Annotated in this window: 14 protein-coding genes and 2 tRNA genes; 10 read left to right on the forward strand and 6 right to left on the reverse strand. The window is 68.4% G+C overall.

Annotated features, from left to right (window positions below; genetic code table 11):
* Nucleotides 1–2 precede the first annotated feature (2 nt).
* Both BC102111_RS02210 and BC102111_RS02215 read left to right on the forward strand, forming a co-directional pair.
* A complete protein-coding gene (locus BC102111_RS02210) occupies nt 3–2,942 on the forward strand; it encodes an MMPL family transporter (protein ID WP_101623472.1) in 2,940 nt (979 codons plus the stop codon).
* On the forward strand, nt 2,939–5,425 hold the full coding sequence (locus BC102111_RS02215; RefSeq protein ID WP_101623473.1) for a YhgE/Pip family protein: 2,487 nt from the start codon (nt 2,939–2,941) through the stop codon (nt 5,423–5,425). The genes BC102111_RS02210 and BC102111_RS02215 overlap by 4 nt, the downstream gene beginning before the upstream one ends.
* 147 nt (nt 5,426–5,572) lie before the next feature.
* Here the strand turns inward: BC102111_RS02215 and BC102111_RS02220 are convergent, their stop codons facing one another.
* Together BC102111_RS02220 and BC102111_RS02225 are read right to left on the reverse strand one after the other, a co-directional pair.
* The gene (locus tag BC102111_RS02220) at nt 5,573–7,927 is read right to left on the reverse strand and encodes an FAD/NAD(P)-binding protein (RefSeq protein WP_101623474.1); all 2,355 of its coding nucleotides are present in this window, start codon (nt 7,925–7,927) and stop codon (nt 5,573–5,575) included.
* Entirely contained in the window at nt 7,924–9,888 is a 1,965-nt protein-coding gene (locus tag BC102111_RS02225) for an LCP family glycopolymer transferase (protein WP_101623475.1), read from the reverse strand. Before BC102111_RS02225 ends, BC102111_RS02220 begins: the two co-directional genes overlap by 4 nt.
* Nucleotides 9,889–10,624: 736 nt before the next feature.
* Between BC102111_RS02225 and BC102111_RS02230 the strand changes: the two genes are divergently transcribed.
* Together BC102111_RS02230 and BC102111_RS02235 are read left to right on the forward strand one after the other, a co-directional pair.
* Nucleotides 10,625–10,713: transfer RNA gene (locus BC102111_RS02230), tRNA-Ser, on the forward strand.
* A gap of 321 nt (nt 10,714–11,034) precedes the next feature.
* Nucleotides 11,035–11,628: a short chain dehydrogenase gene (locus tag BC102111_RS02235; RefSeq protein WP_095376373.1), complete on the forward strand. Its 594-nt coding sequence runs from the start codon at nt 11,035–11,037 to the stop codon at nt 11,626–11,628.
* Nucleotides 11,629–11,669: 41 nt separating this feature from the next.
* Here BC102111_RS02235 and BC102111_RS02240 read toward each other — a convergent pair whose 3' ends face one another.
* Entirely contained in the window at nt 11,670–13,277 is a 1,608-nt protein-coding gene (locus BC102111_RS02240; RefSeq protein ID WP_101623476.1) for a PucR family transcriptional regulator, read from the reverse strand.
* Between the two features lie 115 nt (nt 13,278–13,392).
* On the opposite strand from BC102111_RS02240, the gene BC102111_RS02245 reads away from it, so the two are divergent.
* The 4 genes from BC102111_RS02245 to BC102111_RS02260 all read left to right on the forward strand — a co-directional run bounded on the left by BC102111_RS02245 (nt 13,393) and on the right by BC102111_RS02260 (nt 18,318).
* Entirely contained in the window at nt 13,393–14,877 is a 1,485-nt protein-coding gene (locus BC102111_RS02245) for a CoA-acylating methylmalonate-semialdehyde dehydrogenase (RefSeq protein WP_095376371.1), read from the forward strand.
* 78 nt (nt 14,878–14,955) lie between these two features.
* Complete coding sequence (locus BC102111_RS02250) at nt 14,956–16,404, forward strand: aspartate aminotransferase family protein (RefSeq protein WP_197907821.1); 1,449 nt, start codon at nt 14,956–14,958, stop codon at nt 16,402–16,404.
* A 238-nt stretch (nt 16,405–16,642) separates the two neighbouring features.
* Entirely contained in the window at nt 16,643–18,088 is a 1,446-nt protein-coding gene (locus BC102111_RS02255) for an inorganic phosphate transporter (RefSeq protein ID WP_095376370.1), read from the forward strand.
* Nucleotides 18,085–18,318: a hypothetical protein gene (locus tag BC102111_RS02260; protein WP_009381072.1), complete on the forward strand. Its 234-nt coding sequence runs from the start codon at nt 18,085–18,087 to the stop codon at nt 18,316–18,318. Before BC102111_RS02255 ends, BC102111_RS02260 begins: the two co-directional genes overlap by 4 nt.
* A 638-nt stretch (nt 18,319–18,956) precedes the next feature.
* Here BC102111_RS02260 and BC102111_RS02265 read toward each other — a convergent pair.
* Nucleotides 18,957–20,789 (reverse strand): phosphoenolpyruvate carboxykinase (GTP), encoded by a 1,833-nt coding sequence (locus BC102111_RS02265; protein WP_095376369.1) that lies wholly within the window; start codon nt 20,787–20,789, stop codon nt 18,957–18,959.
* A 165-nt stretch (nt 20,790–20,954) separates the two neighbouring features.
* Between BC102111_RS02265 and BC102111_RS17690 the strand changes: the two genes are divergently transcribed.
* Both BC102111_RS17690 and BC102111_RS02270 read left to right on the forward strand, forming a co-directional pair.
* Nucleotides 20,955–21,101 carry a hypothetical protein gene (locus BC102111_RS17690; protein WP_180960558.1) on the forward strand — a complete coding sequence of 49 codons (147 nt, stop codon included), beginning with the start codon at nt 20,955–20,957 and terminating at the stop codon, nt 21,099–21,101.
* A gap of 116 nt (nt 21,102–21,217) precedes the next feature.
* A tRNA-Arg gene (locus BC102111_RS02270) sits at nt 21,218–21,290 on the forward strand.
* Between the two features lie 132 nt (nt 21,291–21,422).
* Here BC102111_RS02270 and BC102111_RS02275 read toward each other — a convergent pair.
* Nucleotides 21,423–21,782: a universal stress protein gene (locus BC102111_RS02275; RefSeq protein WP_095376368.1), complete on the reverse strand. Its 360-nt coding sequence runs from the start codon at nt 21,780–21,782 to the stop codon at nt 21,423–21,425.
* Nucleotides 21,783–21,839: 57 nt separating this feature from the next.
* Entirely contained in the window at nt 21,840–23,255 is a 1,416-nt protein-coding gene (locus tag BC102111_RS02280; RefSeq protein WP_009381069.1) for a sugar porter family MFS transporter, read from the reverse strand.
* Between the last annotated feature and the right edge of the window lie 155 nt (nt 23,256–23,410).

Consider the following 23,410-nt stretch of genomic DNA (forward strand, 5'->3'; position numbering starts at 1 on the left):
CCGTGTCGACATTCCTCTACGCTCTCGGCCACAGAGCGTTCCGTCAGCCGCTGCGCTTCGTCGCACTCTGGCTCGTCATCCTCGGACTCGTCGCCGCGGGAGTCGCCGCCTTCGCCAAGGACTTCGACGACGACTTCACCCTGCCCGGCTCCGAAGCGCAGACCGCGCTCGACGCGATGCGCGCGACCTTCCCCGAAGCGGCCGGCACCTCGGCGTCGGTCATCGTCGTCGCCGCCGACGGGGAGTCGGTCGAGGACCAGCCCTACCGCGACGCGATCGAGAAGGCCGTCGACGACCTCGGCGAGCTGCCCCACGTCGACGCTGTGACCTCACCGTTCGACGACATGGTCACGGGCGCGATCAGCGGGGACAAGTCAGCGGCGATGATCTCCGTCCAATACGACGGGACCCTCCAGGAGGTCGGCGGGGAGACCGCCTCGACTGCCCTGACGGCCGCCCTCGACCCCATCCGCGCGGACCTGCCCGGCGCCCAGGTCGAGGCCGGCGGTGAGCTCTTCCAGATCACCGGGGTGCACGTGTCCTGGGTCGAAGGCGTCGGCGTCGTCATCGCCTTCATCGTCCTCCTCCTCACCCTCGGCTCGTTCCGAGCCGCGGGTATGCCCCTCATCACCGCGCTCATCGGCGTCGGCATCTCCGTCCTCCTCGTCGTCGGCTCGACGGCGTTCGGACCGGTGAACTCCTCGTCGATCATGCTCGCCCTCATGCTCGGCCTCGCCGTCGGCATCGACTACGCGCTCTTCATCGTCTCCCGCGCCCGCTCGCTCCTCGCCGAGGGTCTCGAACCCCGGGAAGCAGCGGGACGGGCGACCGCGACCGCCGGATCCGCCGTCGTCTTCGCCGGGCTCACCGTGATGATCGCCCTTCTCGGCCTCTCCCTGGCCGGTATCCCGTTCCTCACCGTCATGGGCATCGGGGCCTCGGGGGCCGTGGCGATCGCCGTGATGATCTCCCTGACGATGGTCCCCGCACTGCTGGGCATCGCGAAGGGGAAGATCACCCCGAAGCCCTCCCGCCGGTACCGGAAGGCCATGGCCCGCGCCGAGGCGGCCGCCGCCTCCGGGGGACCCGATCCCCGCACCGATCCCGCCGTCCTCGCCGAGACAGGCGAGCCCTATCCGGCCACCCGCACCGACCGGTTCTTCGCCGGCTGGCTGTCCCTGGTGACGAAGGCGCCGATCGTGACGATCGTCATCATCGTCGGAGGCCTCAGCCTCTTCGCGATCCCCGCCTCCCAGCTCCAGCTCTCCCTGCCCACCGCCGGCAGCCAGGAGGAGGGCAGCCCGGCGCGGACGACGTACGACCTCATCGAGGAGCACTTCGGCCCCGGCTTCAACGGACCGCTGGTGATGACGAGCCAGATCGTCACCTCCGACGACCCGCTCGGCGACGTCGAGGACATCGAGGAGCGCATCGCCGCGGTCCCCGGCGTCGACGAGGTCGTGCTCGCCACCCCGAACCGGGATGCGACCTCCGCGCTCTTCCAGATCATCCCGACGACCGCCTCGGACGACCCGGCGACCCTCGACACCGTCAACCGACTCCGGGACCTGAGCACCCAGATCGAGGACGACTACGGCTTCGAGACCGCCGTCACCGGGGCCACGGCCATCCAGATCGACGTCTCCGATCAGCTCGGCAAGGCGCTCGTGCCCTTCGGCATCTTCGTCGTCGGCCTCTCGATCATCCTCCTCACGATCGTCTTCCGCTCGATCGCCGTACCGCTCAAGGCCACAGGCGGGTTCCTCCTCTCGGTCTTCGCCTCCTTCGGTTCGGTCGTCCTCGTCTTCCACGAGGGGTTCCTCGCCGGCCCCCTCGGGATCGACCAGACCGGGCCGGTCATCAGCTTCCTGCCGATCATCCTCATGGGCATCCTCTTCGGCCTCGCGATGGACTACGAGGTCTTCCTCGTCTCCGGGATGCGCGAGGCCTACGTCCACGGGGCGAGTGCGACCGCGGCGATCCGGGCGGGCTTCATGTCCTCGGCCCGCGTCGTCTCCGCCGCCGCCGTCATCATGTTCTCCGTCTTCGCCGCCTTCGTCCCCGCCGGTGAGCCGATCATCAAATCGATCGCGCTGGCGCTCGCCGCAGGCATCTTCGTCGACGCGTTCCTCGTGCGGATGTCGCTCGTGCCCGCGATCATGCAGCTCCTCGGCGACAAGGCGTGGTGGCTGCCGTCATGGCTCGACCGGATCCTTCCCCGCCTCGACGTCGAAGGGGAGGGGCTCGCCCACGAGGTGGCGCTGCGCGACTGGCCCGAACCGAACTCGCCCTACCGGATCTACGGGCGCGGTCTCGGGGTGAGCGCCGGCGGCAGGGGCTTCTCCCACGTCGACCTCGCACTCCTGCCCGGGCAGACGCTCGTCGTCAGCGGCACCGACCGGACCGCGCTGCTCCTCGCGCTCACCGGGCGGGTGCCCCTGAGCGCAGGCGAACTGAAGATCGGATCCCTTGTCCTCCCCGAACACGCGGGCAAGGTCAGGCGCACGGTGCCGTTCTTCGACCTCGGCGGGGTGGGAACACCGGCACCGGGAGCCGGGGAGATCGCCCGACTGCGGGCGAATCCACCGGATCTTCTCGTCATCGACGGCGCCGAGGCGCTCGCCCACAGTCAGGGACGGTACCTCGCCGACGCCCTGCCCGAGCTCACCGCCGACGGCACGGCTCTCGTCCTCGCCCTCCCCGACGGGGACGTGCGGGGCATCCTCGCGCCGAACGCGGACTACCTCCACCTCGATCTCGACGACGCGGCTGTCGGTGCGACGGCCGACGGCGAGGCGACCGCTGTCGGTGCGACCGCCGACGGCGATGCTCACGACCGCCTCGGCGGGAGCCCCACGGCAGGCGAGGACCGCCTCGGCGAGAGAGGCGATGGACCCGGCGTGCGCGCCGATGACTTCAACAGGGAAGGCGTACAGTCATGAGACTTGAGCGAGCGAACTCGAAGAGGCCCGTGACGTGGGTGTCCTTCGCAGGCCTCGTGCTCATCCCCATCATCGTGGCCGCCGGATTCATCCTTGCCACGTGGAAGAGCAGCGACCGCCTCGAGACGATCGACGCGGCCATCGTCAACAACGACGACGGCGCGGAGGTCGACGGGAAGACCGTGCCCATCGGCCGTGAACTGACCAGCGGACTCGTCGGCGAGAAGGAGAACAACATCCACTGGGTCATCACCGACGAGGCGGGCGCGGAGAAGGGTCTCGCCGATGGCACGTACGCGGCGCGGCTGACGATCCCCGAGGGGTTCTCCCGGGCGGTCACCTCGGTCTCGGATGCGAAGTCGGCGACGCAGACCCAGCTCGACGTCGACGTCTCCGGGGTCGCCCCTGCCAGCGACCAGCTCATCTCCCGTTCGGTCGCCGAGGTGGCTCGGACGACGTTCAACACGACGATGACCGAGAACTACCTCGACAACATCTACCTCGGCTTCAACGACATCGGCACGCAGATGCGCAAGCTCGGCGATGCCGCGGGCGAACTCGACGACGGAGCCCAGCAGCTCTCATCGGGCACCCGGCAGTCCGCCGACGGCGCCGGAGAGCTTGCCGACGGAATGGGCCAGCTCGACGAATCGGGCGGTGAGCTGAACAAGGGTGCCGGGGACCTCGCGAAGGGCGCGGGCGATCTTGCCGAAGGCACCTCGGGGCTCGCAACCGGCCTCGACACGATGAAGACGCAGACGAAGGACCTGCCGGAGAACACGCAGAAGCTCGCCGACGGCGCCGACGAGCTCTCGACCGGGGCCGACGACCTCTCGAAGGGAGCGGGGGACCTCTCCGACGGCGTCGACGAGTACACGACCTCGATCGACGAGATCATCAAGGGACTCTCCGGGTCGGGGGCCGGCGGCTCGGGCTCCGGTGAGGGCGGCCTCGACGACCTCATCGACGGGGCGAAGGACCTCGACAAGGGCGCCCAGGGTGTCGCGGAAGGAGCCGGCGGGCTCTCCGACGGCCTGGGGTCGTACCGAGACGAGCTGCAGAAGCGCGCCGACGGTGCCGACCAGCTGGCGCAGTCGAACCCGGGCCTCGACGGTCTTGTCAGCGCGGGAATGATCTCGAGCGGCGAGTCCGACCAGATCCGGGCACAGCTGTGCCCGGCGGGCACCCCCGACGAGGTCTGCGCCGGGATGGAGAAGGCCTACGCACAGGGGCTGCTCAACGGCACCTCGGGTGGGCTGGGCTCAGCCGTCGACGGCCTCGGCTCGACCGACGACAAGCAGTCCCTCCTCGGCGGGGCGGCGTCCCTCAAGGACGGCAGCGCCGAACTCAGCTCGGGGATGAGCGAGTTCGCGGAGGGGCTCGAGAAGGGCCTCGGCGACCTCGCGAAGGGGATGAAGGACATCTCCGACAACGCGCCGAAGCTCCTCGAGGCCTCGAAGGGGTTGCGCGAGGGGGCGTCCGGGGTCGCCGACGGCAATGCCAAGCTCGCCGACGGAGCCTCCGACCTCAGTGACGGCAGCCAGCAGCTCGCCGACGGGATGCCCAAGCTCACCGACGGCATCGCCGAGGCCGCTGACGGTGCCGGGAAGCTCGATGACGGTGCCGGGAAGCTCGCCGAGGGTGCCGATCAGCTCGCCGGCGGTGTCGGGAAGTACACGACGGGTGTGTCCCAGGCGGCGACAGGATCGCAGGACCTTGCGGGCGGACTCGACCAGCTCGCCGACGGATCGGAGAAGTACTCCGACGGCGTCGGGGAGTTCTCCGACGGCGTCCAGGACGGTGCCGACGAGGTGCCCTCGTACACGGCCCCGGAACGGGACACGCTCTCAACGGTCGCCTCGGCGAACATCGAGGCACCGGACACGGATTCGGTGACGAACCTGCTCACCGGATCGACGATCGCCCTGCTCATCATGCTCGCCCTCTGGGTCGGCGGACTCGTCACCTACACCGTGCTCAAGCCCATCCCGTCCTCGACGCTGCTGTCGACGCAGTCCTCGATCCTCGTGTGGCTGCGCGGGCTGGTGCCGGGCGTCGCCGTCGGGCTCGTCCAGGCGCTCGTGCTCGCGATCCTCGCGGTCACCGTCATGGACATCGACGCCATCCAGGGCTTCGACATCGCGGTCCTCACGTTCGTCTCCGCGATCGTGTTCATGATCCTCAACTTCGCGCTCGTCGCGTGGCTTGGGGGAGTGGGCAGATTCCTCTCGGTGATCGCGGTCGTCCTCGCCGTCGCCGGTCGCACGATCGGCGCGGTGCCCGAGTTCTTCACGTTCATCGCCCCGTTGCTGCCGCTGACCCCGGCGATGAACGGGTTCGCAGCGATCGCCGCGGGCACCCCGGGACTGGCCGCGGCGTACGGTGGGCTGCTCGCGTGGGCGGTCATCGGCCTCGTGGCCTCGCTGCTCGCGATCGTGCGGGCGCGCACGACGAAGCCGGAGGCCGCCCTCGCCATGGCGTAGGCCGGAGCCTGTTGCCACCTGCTTGCTCACTCCGGCACCGCACCCGCTCGATCCACAGTTGGCGCGAATTCCGAGTCGCCCGCGGCGCGGATTTCGGGCTGCGCGTGGATCGAGCGGAGGTGGGGGCGCCGGTGCTCGGCGCGGGCCTCAGATGAGGTCGAGGATCGCCTCGGCGGCGGCGTGCGAGTCCGCGAGAGTCGTCGCGTCGGAGTCGGGGTTCGCCGCGATCGCAAGACCCCACTGGACCGAGGAGAGCTGGATCGACAGCGCGAAGCGACGCGGATGGGCCGAACCCTCCTCGTCGATCGTGCGGTAGGGGCGCTCCGTGACCGCGAGACCGCTCAGCCGCTTCTCGCGACCGTCGTCCAAGGTCAGGCGGGCCGGGGTGAGCTGACCGCGGTCGACCATCCCGTGGATGAGGACGTCGGCGGCGAGAGCGAGGGAGTTCGTCGGGGAGGCGGCATCGATGACGACGCTTCCCGTGATCGTTCCTCCCACCCTCGCCGAGGTGACCGCGAAGATCTGCGGGAGAGGATCGTCGTCAGCACCGGAGCCCACCGATGCTGCGGACTCCACCGATGTCGTTGGGTCCTCCGATGTCGCGGGATCCTGTGCGGTCGAACTCTGCGGGTCCGTCTCCACCGAGTACTCGGGGTTCTCGCCGATGCGCATATCGGGGCCGATGAAGCGGACGACGCCCACCTCGGCGAGGGCGATGAGTTCGGCGATCCGCCTCGGCGGGGGACCGTCGCAGATCCCGGACACGAAGCCCTCGAACCAGCCGCGGATCTCCATGTCGACGCTCACCGGATCGATGTGACCGGCGGCGATGAGCTCTTTGAGGAGGAGCCTCGACTGCCAGAGGACCATGAACAGCGCTTTGACCGGGCTGCCCTCGGGGCCGGCGAGCGAGTCGCGCAGGTCGGTGCGGAGGAAGTCGAGCATCCAGTCGTGGAGGGAGTCCGGTTCGCCGGGTTCGCGGCTTGAGAACTCGAGCCCGTCGAGCGGGTCGAGGAGATCGTGGAGCGACATCCGGTGAGCCGGATCGGGGACGAGCTCCTCTTCGATCTCCGCCCAGGCGAAGGCCTCACGTGTGACACGGCCCTGGCGGGAGGAGTCGCTCGCCGACTCGGCCTCCGGGTGGGTCTCCTGCCAGGTGCGGCGGGTGAGGTGGCGGGAGACCGCCTCGGCGATGGCTTCGCGCAGGCGCCCGGGATCGTCGGCGAACGCGTCGGGATCCGTGCGCGCGAGCGTGCGGTAGTAGGCGAAGCGGAGGTCGGCGAGGATGAGCGGCCACAGCTGGTCGTTGAAGCGGGCCCCGGCCCGGCGTTCGCCGTCGAGATCGTCGATGCCGGCGAGGAGGGCGACATTCTCCTTCGTGAAGTACCGCAGCGGCCAAGCCGAGCGCGGATGCTCAGGGCTGATCGGCTTGCTCCGGTAGGGGATGCCGCGCCGGGAGCCGAGGAAGAGGGCGGGTTCCTTCCCGCTCGGGAGGTAGCGGACGGTCCCGGAGGCGGTCGAGGTCGCGGAGTTATCGGACCATGCGGCAGGCTCCGCGGCGGATGAGGCGGCGGAGGAGGCGGCGTCCGACGTGCCGGCGCCGTCCGACGTGCCGGCGTCGACGAAGCTGCCGCCGCGCTCGATCGTCAGCAGCGTCTGGACGTCGAAATAGTTGAGCCCCATGCCCCGGACGAGGACGCGCGCGTGGGCGGGGATCTCGTCGAGCGGGGCCTCGGCCGGGAGGCTCTGGGGGATGTAGATCCCGCCGGAGCGCTGGGCGAAGGCGGCGAGCCGGGCACGCTCCTCGGTCGGAGTGCTGGGGATGTGGCCGACGGCGAGGACGACGGCTGCGGCGATGATCGTCGTTCCGTCCTCGCACCGGATGAGCTGAGGGGGAACCGCCTCGGCGGGGTCACCGGGAAGGTCGACGGCGGGAAGGTCGATGACCGATTCGGCGCGGGTGCGGTGTTCGACGATCTCGATGAAATCGGGGGCGGAGTCGCGGATCCGGGCGTAGGCGTCGCTGAGGTACTCCCCGTAGAGGGTGCGGCTGGGGAACGTCGAATCGACGGGCTCGGTGCCGCCGGATGCGCGGTACCACTCGGCCATCGACGGACCGAACGGAGAGCGGCCGGCCGCCTCGGGGGAGGGGACCGCCGCCCCGGTGGAGGGGGCGGACTCTTCGGAGGAGCTGTCGGTGGACCCGGGGGTGCGGTCGTCGGGGCGGGCCGCATCACCGGCATCGATCGCCTCGGCGAGGAAGGAGCAGCTGCCGTCGGGGAAGATCGTCTGCTCGCCGATCGTCGTGTTCATGAGCAGGCTCGTCGGCTGGTCGGTGCGCCAGACGATGCCCGCACCCGGTGGGTACGGGTCGACGAGGTGGATGACGATCGGTCCGCGCGCGGGATCCCAGCGGCGGGCACCGAGGGCGACGAGTCGCTCGAGGACGCTCAGCCCGCGTGGGCCGACCCCGATGATCGCGACGGAGTGGTCGGCGCTCACTCCTGGTCTCCGGCGCCCGGGCCGGGGTAGCCGGGCCAGGGGTCACCGGGCTGGTAGTCCTTCGGGTAGCACTTGCCCTCGGCGTTGGGTTCGCCGGGCACACCCGAGTCATCGGTCGAGGCTCCCGCGCCGTCGCCGCTCGGGGCATCGGTGCCGGTCTCGACGTCCTGGCTGTGGTCCTGCTGGCCCTGGTCCTCCGAGGACTCCGAGGACTCTGAAGAGTCACCGGAGTCGGTGGCTCCGTCAGTCTTCGACGGGTCGTTCGTCGGGCGCGGCGATTCGGCGCCGTCGGAGGCACCCTTGATCTCACCCTGGATCCACTTGTGGAGGACATCGAAGTCGGGGTTGTAGGTGGGCGTGACGTCGTTGTTGATCTGGACCGTCGTCACGTCGCCCTTCTGCATGGCCACGGCGAGTTCGATGAAGGCCGGGATCTCGTTCTGGGGGATCGAGGTCGCGATGTTCTTCGTCGCCGATCCGGCGAGCTTCGGGTAGGCCGCGGCGAGCTCCTGCGGGTCGATCTGCTCGAGCGTCGTCTTGAGCATCCGCTGCTGACGGCACATGCGGTCGTAGTTGTCGCTGCCCTCACGGGAGCGGACGTACCAGAGGGCCTTCTTGCCCTTGAGGTTCTGCTGGCCCGGGTCGATCCAGCCGAAGACCCGGTTCGGCACGCCGGACATCGACTTGCCGCCGCCCATCGGGATGGGGCGTTCGACGTCGATGTTCACCCCACCGATGGCGTCGACGACGTCTTCGAAGCCGGCCATGTCGACCGAGGCCCAGTAGTCGAGATTGAGGCCGAGCGAGCCCTCGACCGCGGCCATCGTCGCCGTCATGCCGGGTTCGAGCCCGTTCGTTTCGCCGACGGCGTCGGGGTTCTGCTCGCCCCACTGCCACACGGCGTTGATGAGGTCCTCCGAGGAGTCCCCGGTGGGGCGGAAACCGTTGGGCCAGACCTCAGCCTCGGGGCTGCCTTCGGGGAAGATCGGGAACGCGAGGTTGCGCGGCACGGAGATGAGGGCAGCGTTGCCGGTCTTCGTGTCGATCGAGGCGACGAGCATCGTGTCCGGGCGGGTGCCCTGACGGTCGTCACCGTTGTCGCGGCCGATGAGGAAGACGTTGATGTAGGGCTTGTCCTTCCACAGCTCCTGCGCGTCGACGGTCTTTCCGGTGCTCTCGCCGAAGAGGCTGGCAATCGTGTCGCTCTGGACGCGGGCGTAGACGGAGCCGATGCCGAACGGAATCCCGATGATGAGGACGAGGGAGACGATGAGCACCCCGGAGAGGCGGTTCTGCCACGGCAGATAGCGATGGCCGCGCCGGAGTCCGAGATAGGAGAGGACGACGACGATGATCCAGATGAGACCGACGGCGACGGCGGCGAACGCGATGAAGTTGAGCAGGGAGGGGCTCGCGATGATCGTGCCGATCGCGTGGACGGGTCCCTTGATGAGGAGGTAGCCGATGACGAAGAGGATCGTGAGGACGAACCCGCCGAAGACGATGAGGCCGAGCGGACGGAACCGTGTTCGCAGGAGTCCGATGCCCGGAAGCAGGGTGCTCAGCGACGTCCATCCGACAAGGCTGGGGAAGGCCTCGCCGAGGCGGGAGGAATGACGGCGGGCGCGCTCGGGACCGCCGGAGGCGGGCTTGTCACCGTCACCGTTGCCGTTGTTGCCGGAGCCGGAGCTGTTGCCCGGGGCGGGGGAGCCGGCGCTGACGGCGGTTGCCGGTGCTGCCGCTGCGGCTGTCGGAGCCGCCGCCGCGGCAGCGCGCTGCGAGCGGCGACGGCCGGAGTCGGAGTCCCGGGAGGAGCGCTGATCCTGATCTGCGCGGGAATCGTCGGCCCGCGCCGAGGCGGTTCGGGACTCAGGTGCGGAGGAGCGCCCGCGGTCAACGTTGCCGGCGGCTGCGGCGACGCCGGCAGCGCTCGCCCCGCCGGCGGCAGCCGCGCGGAGCATCCTCGCCTCACGGCGGGTCCGGGGGGCGACGGGACGCGGGGTCGGGGCTTTGGACCGGGGCGCCTGCTCATCGGACGAATCGGAGGTGGAGCCGCCTCGGCGAGAGCTGTTGAGGGAGTAGTCCCCGCGGGAATCGGAGCCGGACGGACGCGGAGGCTGGTGGGCGGCAGACGGTGGGGCCGGTTCGGAGGCCCGGCGGGTCGAGTCGGCGCCGCGCGGGGACTGCGGCGGTGCATCGGTGTGGTTCTCGGTCGAGCTGGCGGCGGCCTCGCCGCGGAAGCGGGGGCGGGATGACGCGCGGAGGCGGCGGCCTGCAGATGGAGAATCGGGGTCGCTCCCCTGAGGTCCTCTCTTGTCAGGGGGAAACTCTGGCAAGTTCTTAACTCCTCGTTGCTCATCTCGTGCGCCGCGTGTCGGGCCGTTGACGCCTCGTCTTCGGCGCAGATGTCTCCCGCAATGTCCGTCGTTGGGGGCGTATCGGAGCGCGAACCACGGGTCACATCAGGTCGATTTTACGCCCCTACATTGACGAATGCTGGAATTCGCGCGGATATGCGCCTGCGAAACCGCCCTAACATCAGCAAATGCGACGATCCTCGTACCAGCGACTATGATCAAGCCCACTCTGCCGCAGTGAACTTTGCTCTGGGAGGTTCCTTTCGCATAGGCTGGTCTTCGCAGTGTCAACTGTGGTTTCGGGGCATGCGCCGAGCGTGTCGCCCCGAGGCGAGAATCTGGAGTCGTGGCTGAGCGGCCGAAAGCGTCACCCTGCTAAGGTGAAGTCCCTTGAACTGGGGACCGTGGGTTCAAATCCCACCGGCTCCGCGTTGTGAGAAGCCCCTGCGATCCGTTTGTCTGAGCGGATCGCAGGGGCTTCTGCGTGCCCGGCTGCGGCCGGAGAGTCGACTGTGCACGAGGTCTGTTGGCCTCCCCGTTGTGGTCGAATAACCGAGGGAAAAACGCTCAAACGGCTCAGAATCCTCGGTTCTTCGACCACAAACAGCCGAGGAGTCGGCGGATCCCCTGAATGTCAGTACCGGAGTCTAGTGTGGTGTGTGCCGGTCGGACCTTGCAGGCGATGACCGGGCGAACCGCCGAGTCCTCGGCGATCCGCACGAGAAGCAAAGGTGCGAAGGAGTGCCCACTATGAGAATTCTTGTCGTCGGAGCAGGCGGTCATGTCGGGCGGGTGGCCGTGGCCGAGTTCGAAGCGCGCGGACACAAGGTCATCTCCGCCTCACGGTCGACGGACCCAGAAGTCGACACGAGCGATCCGGCGTCGATCCAGGCACTGCTCGACACGGTCGGCGAGGTCGATGCCATCGTCGTCGCCGCCGGCTCCGTTCCCTTCAAGCCCGTCACCGAGCTCACCCGCGACGATTACCTCTCGGCCCTGACCTCGAAGGTGCTCGGCCAGGTCGAGTTCGTCACCCAAGGACTCGACCGTGTTCGGGACGGCGGGTCGATCACCCTGACCAGCGGAGTCCTCAGTCGCGAATCGGTGCCGACCGCGGCAGCGGCCGCGCTGGCCAACGGCGCACTCGAGTCCTTCGTCATGGCCGCCGCCCCGGAGCTGCCGAGGGGGATCCGGATCAATGCCGTCAGCCCCAATGTGCTCGCGAACTCGCCGCACTTCCACAACGCCTTCGCCGGGATGATCCCCGTGACCGATGAGGAGGTGGCCGCGGCGTTCGTGCGCGCCGTTGAGGGCAACGTCACCGGCCGCACCCTGACCGTCTGAGCCCTGCCAGAACGCCTCACCGATTCATCCGGTGCGGCTCCTCACCGATTCATCCGCCACCACAGGAGGGCGACGTGGAGCGCGGTCCTCGACTCGGCGTCGTCGAGGGAGACGCCGAGTCGGTCCTGAAGCTTCGCGAGCCTCGCGTAGAGGGCGGGCCGGGAGAGGAACCCGGCCCGAGCCACCGCTGACTTGTTGCCGCCGTGGGTGAGGACGAGTTCGAGGAAGTCGAGCATCTCCTCATCCGCCGACTCGAGCAGCGGTCCGAGCTCCCCTTCGGCGAAGCCGCGCAGTCGGGGATCGTCGCCGAGGAGCGCGAGCAGTCCGCGCAGCCGCACGTCGCCGGCGCGGTAGAAGACCTGCTCGCGGACATCGAGGGTCGAGGCCACCTCGGCGACCTGGGCGGCTGACTCGAGACGCGACACCGCCGTGAGCAGGGACGAGCTGCTCCGCCCCACCCCGACCGCCCACGTCGTCCCGAGATCGGCGATCCCGTCGAAGACGCGGCGCAGCATCTTCGACTCATCACCGCGCCCAGGCAGCGCGAGGACGAGTCCGAACGACCCCGACTGCAGTCCCGTCGACAGCGTCGCGACACCGGCTCGGGCGGCAGCAGCAGTCGTCTCTTGGACGAGGGCGCGCTCCCACAGCTGGATCCGGGTCGGATCCGTGCTCGGATCCCGGTCGAGGCGGATGACTGCGGGCACAAGCCGCGAAGCACCAGGCGGATCGAACCCGAGCGAGCGCGCCCGGGTTCTCGCCTGCGCCTCATCTGCGGCGCCGACATCCATGAGCTCGCGGACGAAACCCGCCTGGGCCTGGAGCACCAGATCCCGTTCGTCGGTCTCTGCCATGCGGGTGAGCGTGAGCGCCTGTGCCGCCCGTTCGATGATCTGCTCGACATCGGCCGTGCCGGCCGGCAGACCCGGCACGACGAGACGACCCCACCGCCTCGACTGCAGGCCGACCGGGATCTGCGGCCACGCCCGCCGCACATACGCATCGGCCCCGGAGATGAGCGCGACCCAGTCGGCGACGAGCGCCTCTGCTCCCGGACCGGCCTGGGCAAGCACCCGATGGGCGACATCCTCGAGGACGACCGGGGCTCCGAGCAGCTCGGCGGTGCGCGAGACGATCACACCGACCTCGGCCCGCTCGAGGCTGAGCTGCGTGTAGGTCTCATGGATCTCCCGTGCCCGTTCGAGACGCCCGAGCTGCTCGGCCAGCAGCGAGCGGTGAGCGACCTCGGTGATGCGGACGAACTTGATCCGATGCGCGAGGACGACGACGGGAAGGTCGCGCCCGACGGCTGCCCGGCGGACCACCTCGGCGGCCTGCTCATCCGGGGCCCCGGCGTCGTCGACGAGCTCGACGACGACGCCGACGGCACCGGCGGCCTCGAGCTGATCGAAGAAGACCGCCATTGCGGCAGGGGAGCGGCGAAAGGTCTGCGCGGTCGTGAGGACGAGTTCGCCGCCTTCGAGGAACTGCTCGACGTGTTCGGAATCGGCGATGTGCACCCACCGGATCGCGCGGTCGAGGCCGGCCTCCCCGGCGACGATCTCGGGCGCACCGCCGCGGATCTCCTCGAGGTCGAGTACCCCGGCGACGGTCAGGCTCGCTGTGGCCTCCGACCTCTCATTGTTCATAGACACAGTGTAAATCTCTGACCGTATTAACTGACACTCTGACACTGTCGCGCGGCCAGGTGGGCGACGACGATGGGAGCAGACCATCCCTGTCACCGACGCAGAAGGAAACCCCATGGCCGCCATCTCCCACTGGATCAACGGACGGACCGTTCCCGCCGGACCCGACACCCGCCTCGGCGAGGTGACGAACCCCGCCACCGGAGAGGTCACGGGGGAGGTCGCGCTCGCCGATGCCGCCACCACGGAAGCCGCGATCCGGGCCGCCGCCGAGGCGTTCCCCGGCTGGCGCGACACGTCCCTGGCCAAGCGCACGGCGATCCTCTTCGCCTTCCGCGAACTGCTCAACGCCCGCAAGCAGGAGCTCGCCGAGATCATCACCGCCGAACACGGAAAGGTCCTCTCCGACGCTCTCGGCGAGATCGCCCGCGGTCAGGAGGTCGTCGAGTTCGCGTGCGGCATCGCCGGCCTGCTCAAGGGCGGCTTCTCCGAGAACGTCTCGACGACCGTCGACGTCCACTCGCTGCGCCAGCCGCTCGGCGTCTCAGCGATCATCTCGCCCTTCAACTTCCCCGCGATGGTCCCGATGTGGTTCTTCCCTGCCGCGATCGCCGCCGGCAACACCGTCGTCCTCAAGCCCAGTGAGAAGGACCCGAACGCGGCGAACTGGCTCGCCGCCCTCTGGCAGGAGGCCGGACTGCCCGACGGTGTCTTCAACGTCGTCCACGGCGACAAGGAATCAGTCGACACGATCCTCACCAGCCCTGACGTCGCCTCGGTGTCCTTCGTCGGCTCCACCCCGATCGCGAAGTACGTCTACGAGACCGGGACCGCTACCGGCAAGCGGGTCCAGGCCCTCGGCGGGGCGAAGAACCACATGCTCGTCCTCCCCGACTCCGATCTCGACCTCGCCGCGGACGCCGCCGTCAACGCCGGCTACGGTGCCGCGGGGGAGCGGTGCATGGCGATCTCCGTCGTCGTCGCCGTCGAGCAGATCGCCGATGAGCTCGTGGCGAAGATCGCCGAACGCACCCGCACCCTGCGCGTCGGCGACGGCGCAACCGAACCCGATATGGGGCCGCTCATCACCGCCGCCCACCGTGACAAGGTCGCAGGCTATATCGATGCCGGCGCCGAGGCGGGGGCCACCGTCGTCCTCGACGGCCGTGACGATGTCCCCGCTGACGGGTTCTTCCTCAATCCGACGCTCTTCGACCACGTCAGCCCGGACATGTCGATCTACACCGACGAGATCTTCGGGCCAGTCCTCTCTGTCGTCCGAGTGCCCGGCTACGACGAGGGCCTCGAACTCATCAACGCCAACCCGTACGGCAACGGCACTGCGATCTTCACCAATGACGGCGGTGCCGCCCGTCGCTTCGAACGCGAGGTCGAGGTCGGCATGGTCGGGGTCAACGTGCCCATCCCCGTCCCCGTCGGCTGGTACTCGTTCGGCGGGTGGAAGAACTCGCTCTTCGGCGACACCCACGCGTACGGCGAGGAGGGCGTGCACTTCTTCACCCGCGGCAAGGTCGTCACCTCCCGCTGGCTCGACCCCAGCCACGGCGGCCTCAACCTCGGCTTCCCGACCCACGACTGACCAGTCCACGAATTACTGACCACCTCACGAACGATCGGCGGTCCGGTCACGACCGGACCGCCTCGGCGAAGGACAATGATGACAACGACCATCGGCACAGCTGCCCGCACAACGGACCCCGCGACTTCTGAGGCGTCACTGGACCGCCCCGACGCCGACGGGCTCGGGCGCGCCGACGACCGAATCACCGCCGAGCAGCTTGCGGCCGGACGGCGCGCCCACGACCTCGACCGAGCCCACGTCTTCCATTCGTGGCAGGCGCAGGGGCCGTTCGACCCGATGACCGTCGTCGCGGCCGAGGGCTCGTATGTCTGGGACGGCGAGGGTCGGAAGCTCCTCGACTTCTCCTCGCAGCTGGTGAACACGAACATCGGCCACCAGCACCCCGTCGTCGTCGCCGCCATCCAGGAGCAGGCCGGGCGGCTGTGCACGATCGCACCCCAGCACGTCAATGACGCCCGCTCGGAAGCCGCACGCCTCATCGCCGAGCTCGCCCCCGGCGATCTCGACCACGTGTTCTTCACCAACGGGGGAGCGGACGCGAACGAGCACGCGATCCGCATGGCGCGCCTGCACACGGGCCGGACAAAGGTCCTCTCCGCCTACCGCAGCTACCACGGCGGCACCCAGCTCGCCGTCAACGTCACCGGGGATCCGCGCCGCTTCCCCAACGACTACTCGGCTGAGGGCGTCGTCCACTTCATGCCCGCCTACCAGTACCGTTCCTACTTCGGCTCGACCACCGAGGCGGAGGAGACCGAGCGCGCGCTGCGCCACCTCGAGGACCTCATCGTCCTCGAAGGCCCGGCGAACATCGCTGCCCTCGTCCTCGAGACCGTGCCCGGCACCGCCGGCATCTACGGTCCGCCCGCCGGCTACCTCGCGGGCGTCCGGGAGCTGACCCGGCGCTACGGCATCGTCTACATCACCGACGAGGTCATGGCCGGGTTCGGCCGGACGGGACGCTGGTTCGCCGTCGATCGTTGGGACGTCACCCCCGACCTCCTCACCTTCGCCAAGGGCGTGAACTCCGGCTACGTCCCGCTCGGCGGGGTCGCGATCTCGGAGGCGATCTACGAGACCTTCCGCGACCGTGCCTACCCCGGCGGGCTGACGTACTCCGGGCACCCGCTCGCGTGCGCGGCGGCGGTGGCGACGATCGGGGCGATGCGTGAGGAGGGGATGGTCGAGAACGCCGACCGCCTCGGCGCCGAGGTGATCGGTCCCGCCCTGCGCGAGCTCGCCGAGCGCCACCCTTCCGTCGGCGACGTCCGGGGGATGGGCTGCTTCTGGGCCGTCGAGCTTGTCCGGAACCGGGAGACGAAGGAGCCGCTCGCCGCCTACGGCGGATCGTCTGAGGAGATGAACGCGGTCATCGCCGCCCTCAAGGCGGGTGGTGTGCTCCCGTTCGCGAACTTCAACCGCATCCACATCGTGCCCCCGCTCAACACCCCCGACGCCGATGTCCGCCGCGGCCTCGAGGCCCTCGATCGGGCGCTGGCCGTCGCCGACGGATACGTGCACTGAATCGGACGCTGGGACCCGGCGGCCGCCTCGGCGGGATGTGAGAGCTGATACATCGTCCCTGCGGCTGCAGGTATTGACCCAGTTCGGAGATGAACGGAAGATGAATGGGGTGACTGCAGTCTGAAGGCTGTGTGAAGCTTCGGCGTCTCACGTTGTAGACTCACACGTGTTTGAGGCCGCTGCCTGGCAGTGCGTTCAATCCCCGGTCCCCCGCTGTGTCTACATCCAAGGTCGCTGAGTGGAAATCATCTTCGTCGTCGTGCTCGTCGTCGCACTGGCACTCTTCTTCGACTTCACCAACGGCTTTCACGATACGGCCAACGCGATGGCCACGCCGATCGCCACGGGCGCGATCAAGCCGAAGGCCGCCGTCACCCTCGCCGCGATCCTCAACCTCGTCGGCGCCTTCCTCTCCACCGAGGTGGCGAAGACGATCTCCGGGGGCATCATCCGCGAAGGCGAGGGCGGGGTCCAGATCACTCCGGACTTCATCCTCGCCGGCCTCATCGGCGCGATCATCTGGAACATGGCGACGTGGCGGTTCGGTCTGCCGTCGTCGTCCTCGCACGCGCTCTTCGGCGGCCTCATCGGTGCGGCCATCGTCGGTGCGGGCCTGAACTCGGTCGACTTCGGGGTCTTCCTCTCCAAGGTCGTCATCCCGGCGATCGCCGCTCCGCTCATCGCCGGCATCAGCGCCTACCTGTGCACGCGTCTCGCGTACTACATCACCCGCCGCAACGGCGACGGACAGACCGCGCACCGGGCGCCGTTCAAGTACGGGCAGATCTTCAGCTCCTCGCTCGTCGCGCTCGCCCACGGCACGAACGATGCGCAGAAGACGATGGGCGTGATCACCCTCGTCCTCATCTCCGCGAACCTCCAGGCGCAGGGCACCGGCCCGCAGTTCTGGGTCATCGCCACGTGTGCCTTCGCGATCGCCTTCGGCACCTACGTCGGCGGATGGCGGATCATCGACACGCTCGGCACGAAGCTCACCACCGTCAAGCCCGCCCAGGGACTCTCCGCCGAGACCTCGACCGCTGCGGCGATCCTCGCCTCCTCGCACCTCGGCTTCGCCCTGTCGACGACGCAGGTCGCCTCCGGTTCGGTGCTCGGGTCGGGTCTCGGCCGCAAGGGTGCCGACGTCCGGTGGTCGACGGCCGGACGCATCGCCTCGGGCTGGCTGCTGACGATCCCGGCCGCGGGCATCGTCGGTGCGGCCGCGGCCGGTGTCGCCCACCTGGGGCTGTTCGGCGTTCTTATCGACACCGCCGTCGCCGTCGTCGCCGTCCTCTGGATCTACCTGAGCTCCCGCCAGGACAAGACTGCCGAGATCTCGAACTTCGACACCGTCGGCGAGGCCGTCAACATCCGCGGCCGCAAGCGCAAGCTGCGCCAGGATCGCAACCGCAAGCGCGCCGAGGCGCGTCGTGAGGCCCGCACCGAGGCGCAGACGAAGAAGGATGCGGAGAAGAAGAGCCGGAAGTCCCAGGCGCGTCGCACTGCGGCGGCCAACGGGAACGGCGCTGTGAACGGCGCTGTGACGACCGATGCCGTCTCGAAGGGGGCTGTCGCCGGCACGGCGAGGAGCGCTGGCTCCGCAACGGACGTCCGGGCGACAGGCACGTCGGCTGCCGACGCATCGAGGCAAGACTCCGATGCTGACAAGGGAGGCGCCAAATGATCGAGTGGAGCTCGTTCGCCATCGTGGCGATTGCGACGTGGTTCTCGTCGCTCGTCGTCATCGGACTGTTCTCGACCGCGGTGCGCATGCGCGCGGTCCACATCGATCAGGTCGCCGAGGGCCACGGCAACCCGCTGCTCAAGGCCGGATACTGGGCCGTCTTCGCACTCTGCGGTGCGCTTGTCCTCTTCGGGGTCTACCTCATCGTCCCCGTCCTCCACGGCGCCTGAGCGCTCCCGCCGCGGACTTCGCCGGGTCGCCGTGTCGGCGCTGACATGCGGGCGCTCGGCCTGAGCTCCTCCCGAGACACAGCTCGAACGCCCCGTACCCGCAGTCGCACGCCGCACCCTTAGCGTCACTCCGCACCCGTTGCGCGGCGTCGCACCCGTGGCGCTGCTTCGCACCGGCAGTCGCACGAACAACCTCGAGCGCGCCACCCCTTCGCCGCAGCGCCATGTCCTACGTTTTCAAGCGTAGGATTTGCAGCTCCGTGGAGTGGTGCACGCATGGTGCAGTGTCGCCGTGCCGCGCCGCCGCGCCGCCGCGCCGCCGCGCCGTCCTCATCCCACCACCGGCATCTATTCACACCCCAAGCGACGCTTCGCACCCGCAGCTGAACCAACAACCTCGAGCGCGCCACCCCCTCGCTGGAGCGCTGATTCCTCCCCTTGCACCGGGATGAATTGTCGCTCCGGGGAGGGTCAGCGGGAGGCCGCCCGGCACCCCCGACCGACGTCGAACACGACGATCCCCCGACCACCTCGGCGGTGATCGGGGGATCGTCGGTGTCAGTGCGGCACCGTGAGGCTCAGCGGTTCACGCCGCTCCCGGCGGCCGCGGAGCTCAGCGACTCACGCAGCTCAGCACTTCAGGCGAGGCTGAGGCGCTCGCGGAGGCTGTCGACCTCGGCGCGGAGTTCGGCCGGAACCGAATCGCCGAGCTCGGCGTACCACTCTTCGATCGAGGCGAGCTCGGTCTCCCACTCCTCGGGCTTGATCGCGAGCGCCTTGCGCAGCTGCTCGGCGGTGAAGTCGAGGCCCTCGGTGTCGAGTGCGCCTTCGGCCGGGGTGAAGCCGAGCGGGGACTCGACAGCGTCGGCGGTGCCGGCGACGCGCTCGAAGACCCACTTGAGGACACGCGAGTTCTCGGAGAAGCCGGGCCACAGGAACGAGTTGTCGTCATCGCGACGGAACCAGTTGACGTAGAAGATCTTCGGCAGCTTCGCACCCTCGGTCTGGCCGATGTTGAGCCAGTGCTGGAGGTAGTCGCCGACGTTGTAACCGATGAACGGACGCATCGCCATCGGGTCACGACGGACAACGCCGACGGCGCCGGTGGCTGCCGCAGTGGTCTCCGAGGAGAGCACCGAGCCCATGAACACACCGTGGTTCCAGTCGCGGGTCTCGGTGACCAGCGGCATCGTCGTCTTGCGGCGACCGCCGAAGAGGATCGCCGAGATCGGCACACCGTTGGGGTTCTGCCATTCAGAGGCGAGCGTCGGGACGTTGGCGATCGGGGTGCAGAAGCGCGAGTTCGGGTGCGCGGCCGGGGTCTCCGACTCCGGAGTCCAGTCGTTGCCCCGCCAGTCGGTGAGGTGCGCGGGCTTCTCGTCGGTCTTGCCCTCCCACCACACGTCGCCGTCGTCGGTGAGCGCGACGTTCGTGAAGATGTTGCCGCCGGCCTCGATCGCGTGCATCGCGGTCGGGTTGGTCGAGTAGCCGGTACCCGGCGCGACGCCGAAGAGACCGAACTCGGGGTTGACGGCGTAGAGCTGGCCGTCCTCGCCGAAGCGCATCCACGCGATGTCGTCACCGAGGGTCTCGGCCTTCCAGCCGGGGATCGTCGGCTCGATCATGGCGAGGTTGGTCTTGCCGCAGGCCGAGGGGAACGCGGCGGCGATGTACTTGACCTCGCCCTCCGGGTTCGTCAGCTTGAGGATGAGCATGTGCTCGGCCAGCCAGCCCTCGTCGTGGGCGATCGCCGAGGCGATGCGCAGTGCGTAGCACTTCTTGCCGAGCAGCGCGTTGCCGCCGTAGCCGGAGCCGAACGACCAGATCGAGCGCTCCTCGGGGAAGTGGGTGATGTACTTCGTCGAGTTGTTCGGCCAGGCGACATCGGCCTCGCCCTCAGCGAGCGGGGCGCCCACCGAGTGGACGCACTCGACGAAGTCCGCGTCCTGCGCATCGATCGCGTCGAGGGCGTACTTGCCCGAGCGAGCCATGATGAGCATCGAGAGCACGACGTAGGGCGAGTCGGTGACCTCGATGCCGAACATCGGCTGATCCGCCTCGGCGAGGCCCATGACGAAGGGGATGACGTACATCGTGCGTCCGCGCATCGAGCCGTCGAAGAGACCGTTGAGGGTCTCCTTCATCTCCGCGGGGGCGACCCAGTTGTTGAGCGCGCCGGCGTCCTTCTCATCGACCGAGCAGATGTAGGTGCGGTCCTCGACGCGGGCGACGTCCTCGGGATCCGAGGCGGCGTAGTAGGAGTCCTTCGTGCCGGTGAGGCGCACGAGCGTCCCGGCATCGACGAGCTGCTGCGTGATGAGGTCCCGCTGACCCTCGGAGCCGTCGATCCACACGATCTCGTCGGGGGTGGTGAGGGTGGCGATCCGGCTGACGAACGAAAGCACCTTCTCGTTCTTCGTGGGGGCGTTCTTCAGCTGGTCAGCGACGACGTCATGGTCGAGGACTGTCATGAGTGGTCTCCTGGTGTATCGGGGGTTTCGCGACGGATGTCGGAGGGCGGTACATCTCCACGGTAGGGTGGGCGCAATGGTGAAGATCACCGAATATCGCCGCTCGAAGATGTGCATTGGAACACAACCAGGGCACTTGTGACTTATTCTCGGCAATCACGTGCCGTGTTTTTGCAGAAGTATGACGTGAAGTTTCAGATCGATGATCTGCTTGAAAACTGGATCATCGATTCCCTCGCCGAGGCGGTCGACCGTCCCGTGCGTCCCCTTTGGCAGCCGTCCGGCGGAGCGGATTCCTGCGGTCAGCGCTGAGTGCTGCGGCGGAAGTCGCCAGAAACTGTGGCGAAGGGCACTGGTCGGAGATTTGAGGTCGGATCGGCATCGTGTGTATAGTTGATCGAGTTGCAGGGCGGGAGCCCGGTGACGATGCGCCACTAGCTCAACGGATAGAGCATCTGACTACGGATCAGAAGGTTGGGGGTTCGAATCCCTCGTGGCGCACTACGAAAGGCCCCTCATCAGGAGAGATTCCGGTGAGGGGCCTTCGTCATGTCCGCGTCGTCCGCCCCGAGGACTTCGCCACGGACTCCGACGCTGATGAGGCCGGCGCATCACTGGCCGAACGCCGAGTGATCAGGCCTTGACCGCGAGCACCGGCACCGGCGAGTCGAGGAGCAGCCGCTGGCTCACCGAGCCCATGAGGGCCTTGCCGACCCGGGATCGGCGCTTCATGCCGATGACGAGGCGCGCGATGTCGTCGCGTTCCTCGAGTTCGTCGAGGACGGCCTCGGCGGGATCGCGATCACCGCGCCCCTGCCGGCCGACGAGCTCGTACGGCACTTCGGAGGCGTCGAGCACGGTCGTGTCGAAATCGGACTGGATGCCCAGCGGGACGACGACGAGATTCGTGTCGAAATGCCGGGCTTCGCCGATCGCGGCCGTGACGGCTGCGTCGGCTGAGGCGTTGTCGGGGACTGCCACCATGATGGCCATGGTCACTCCTTGGATGCTCGGTGGGCTGGGATGTGTCATCGAGGATACTCGGGACCCTCAGCGACCGTACTTCGTGCGGAACTCCTCCTCGAGGTCCTCGAGGGTCTTGTTCCTGGTTTCGGGGACCATGAAGTAGATGAAGATGAGGGCGAGGACTCCGAGGCCGGCGAACATGAAGAAGGTGTTCGCGATCCCCATGCCGGCGACGACGCTGGGGAAGAACTGGGCCACGGCGGCATTGGCCATCCACAGGGCGAAGACGCAGATGCCCATGGCGAACGAGCGGATCTTCAGCGGGAAGATCTCGGCGAGCATGAGCCATACGAGGGGTCCGAGCGTGCCCTGCATCGAGAAGACGAAGAGGACGACGAAGACGAGGATCGCGTACGCCTTGAACTGCCCGTCCGGGAGGAACACCGCGGAGAGGCCGATGAGGAGGTGGAACGTGCTCGTGAGTGTGAACCCGCCGAGCAGCATGACCCGCCGCGGCAGCTTGTTGATGAGCATGATGCCGACGGTGACGCCGAGGACGGAGAAGAGTCCGTTGAAGGTGTTCGCGATGATTGCGGCGTCGGCGGAGAAACCGGCGTCGGTGAGCAGCTGAGTGCCGTAGTACATCACCGAGTTGATGCCGGTGAGCTGCTGGGCGATGCCGAGGCCGACGCCGATGATGACGAGGCGCAGCACCCACTTCGAGGCGAGGTCGGACAGTCCGCCCGTCTTCGACTTCTCCTCCTCCTCGGCGAGGAGCTCGACCTCCTTCATCTCCGCCTCGGCGCGTTCGGTCGATCGGACCTGTTTGAGCACCTCGAACGCCTGGTCGTCACGGTGCTTCGAGATCAGCCAGCGCGGGCTCTCGGGGAGGAAGAGCATGCCGATGAGCAGAGCGATCGCCGGCAGCACGGCGACGGCGAGCATGTACCGCCACACGCCCTCGTGCTCTCCCCAGATGTTGAAGATGATCGCGTTGATGACGAAGGCCGCGAACTGACCGACGACGATCATCACCTCGTTGCGGGTCACCAGCGAGCCTCGCCGTTCGAACGGGGCGAGCTCGGCGAGGTAGACCGGTACTGTCGTCGACGCAGCGCCGACGGCGAGACCGAGGAAGAACCGGGCACCGGCGAGGAACTGCCAGTTCGGTGCGAGCGCGCACGCAAGCGTGCCGACGATGAAGAACGTCGCGAGCAGGAGGATGTTCGACCGCCTGCCGAAGGCATCGGAGAGCCGCCCGCCGATGACGGCGCCGAAAGCGGCCCCGATCGTGAGGAAGCTGACGACGATCCCCTCGGTGCGAGGGGTGAGCCCGAAGTCCTGGGTGAGCGGCTCGAGGGCTCCGTTGACGACGCCGGTGTCGTAGCCGAAGAGCAGACCGCCGAAGGTGGCGACGACGGCGATGATCCCCAACCGGGAGGTGTGTGGACCTTTGGTGTCAGGGGGCAGGTCCACGAGTGACTTCTGTTGACCGCTCATGGCGTTCACTCTCCTTTGAATGACTCGGTGAATGGTGCTGAATGACTCGGTGAATGGTGCGGTTCGGATGTGCGCGGGCGCACGTCGGGTAGGGCGATGTCCGCCAGCCTCAGGCGATGGGTGAGCCTGTGCTCGTTCGGATCGGTGGCCGACGT

Source organism: Brevibacterium casei CIP 102111 (assembly GCF_900169275.1).
Classification (GTDB): domain Bacteria; phylum Actinomycetota; class Actinomycetes; order Actinomycetales; family Brevibacteriaceae; genus Brevibacterium; species Brevibacterium casei.

Coding starts and splice junctions, on each gene's coding strand:
- BC102111_RS02215 (WP_101623473.1), top strand. CDS start 2,939: ATGAGACTTGAGCGAGCGAACTCGAAGAGGCCCGTGACGTGGGTGTCC.
- BC102111_RS02225 (WP_101623475.1), bottom strand. CDS start 9,888: ATGCTCCGCGCGGCTGCCGCCGGCGGGGCGAGCGCTGCCGGCGTCGCC.
- BC102111_RS02235 (WP_095376373.1), top strand. CDS start 11,035: ATGAGAATTCTTGTCGTCGGAGCAGGCGGTCATGTCGGGCGGGTGGCC.
- BC102111_RS02240 (WP_101623476.1), bottom strand. CDS start 13,277: ATGAACAATGAGAGGTCGGAGGCCACAGCGAGCCTGACCGTCGCCGGG.
- BC102111_RS02245 (WP_095376371.1), top strand. CDS start 13,393: ATGGCCGCCATCTCCCACTGGATCAACGGACGGACCGTTCCCGCCGGA.
- BC102111_RS02250 (WP_197907821.1), top strand. CDS start 14,956: ATGACAACGACCATCGGCACAGCTGCCCGCACAACGGACCCCGCGACT.
- BC102111_RS02260 (WP_009381072.1), top strand. CDS start 18,085: ATGATCGAGTGGAGCTCGTTCGCCATCGTGGCGATTGCGACGTGGTTC.
- BC102111_RS02265 (WP_095376369.1), bottom strand. CDS start 20,789: ATGACAGTCCTCGACCATGACGTCGTCGCTGACCAGCTGAAGAACGCC.
- BC102111_RS02275 (WP_095376368.1), bottom strand. CDS start 21,782: ATGGCCATCATGGTGGCAGTCCCCGACAACGCCTCAGCCGACGCAGCC.
- BC102111_RS02280 (WP_009381069.1), bottom strand. CDS start 23,255: ATGAGCGGTCAACAGAAGTCACTCGTGGACCTGCCCCCTGACACCAAA.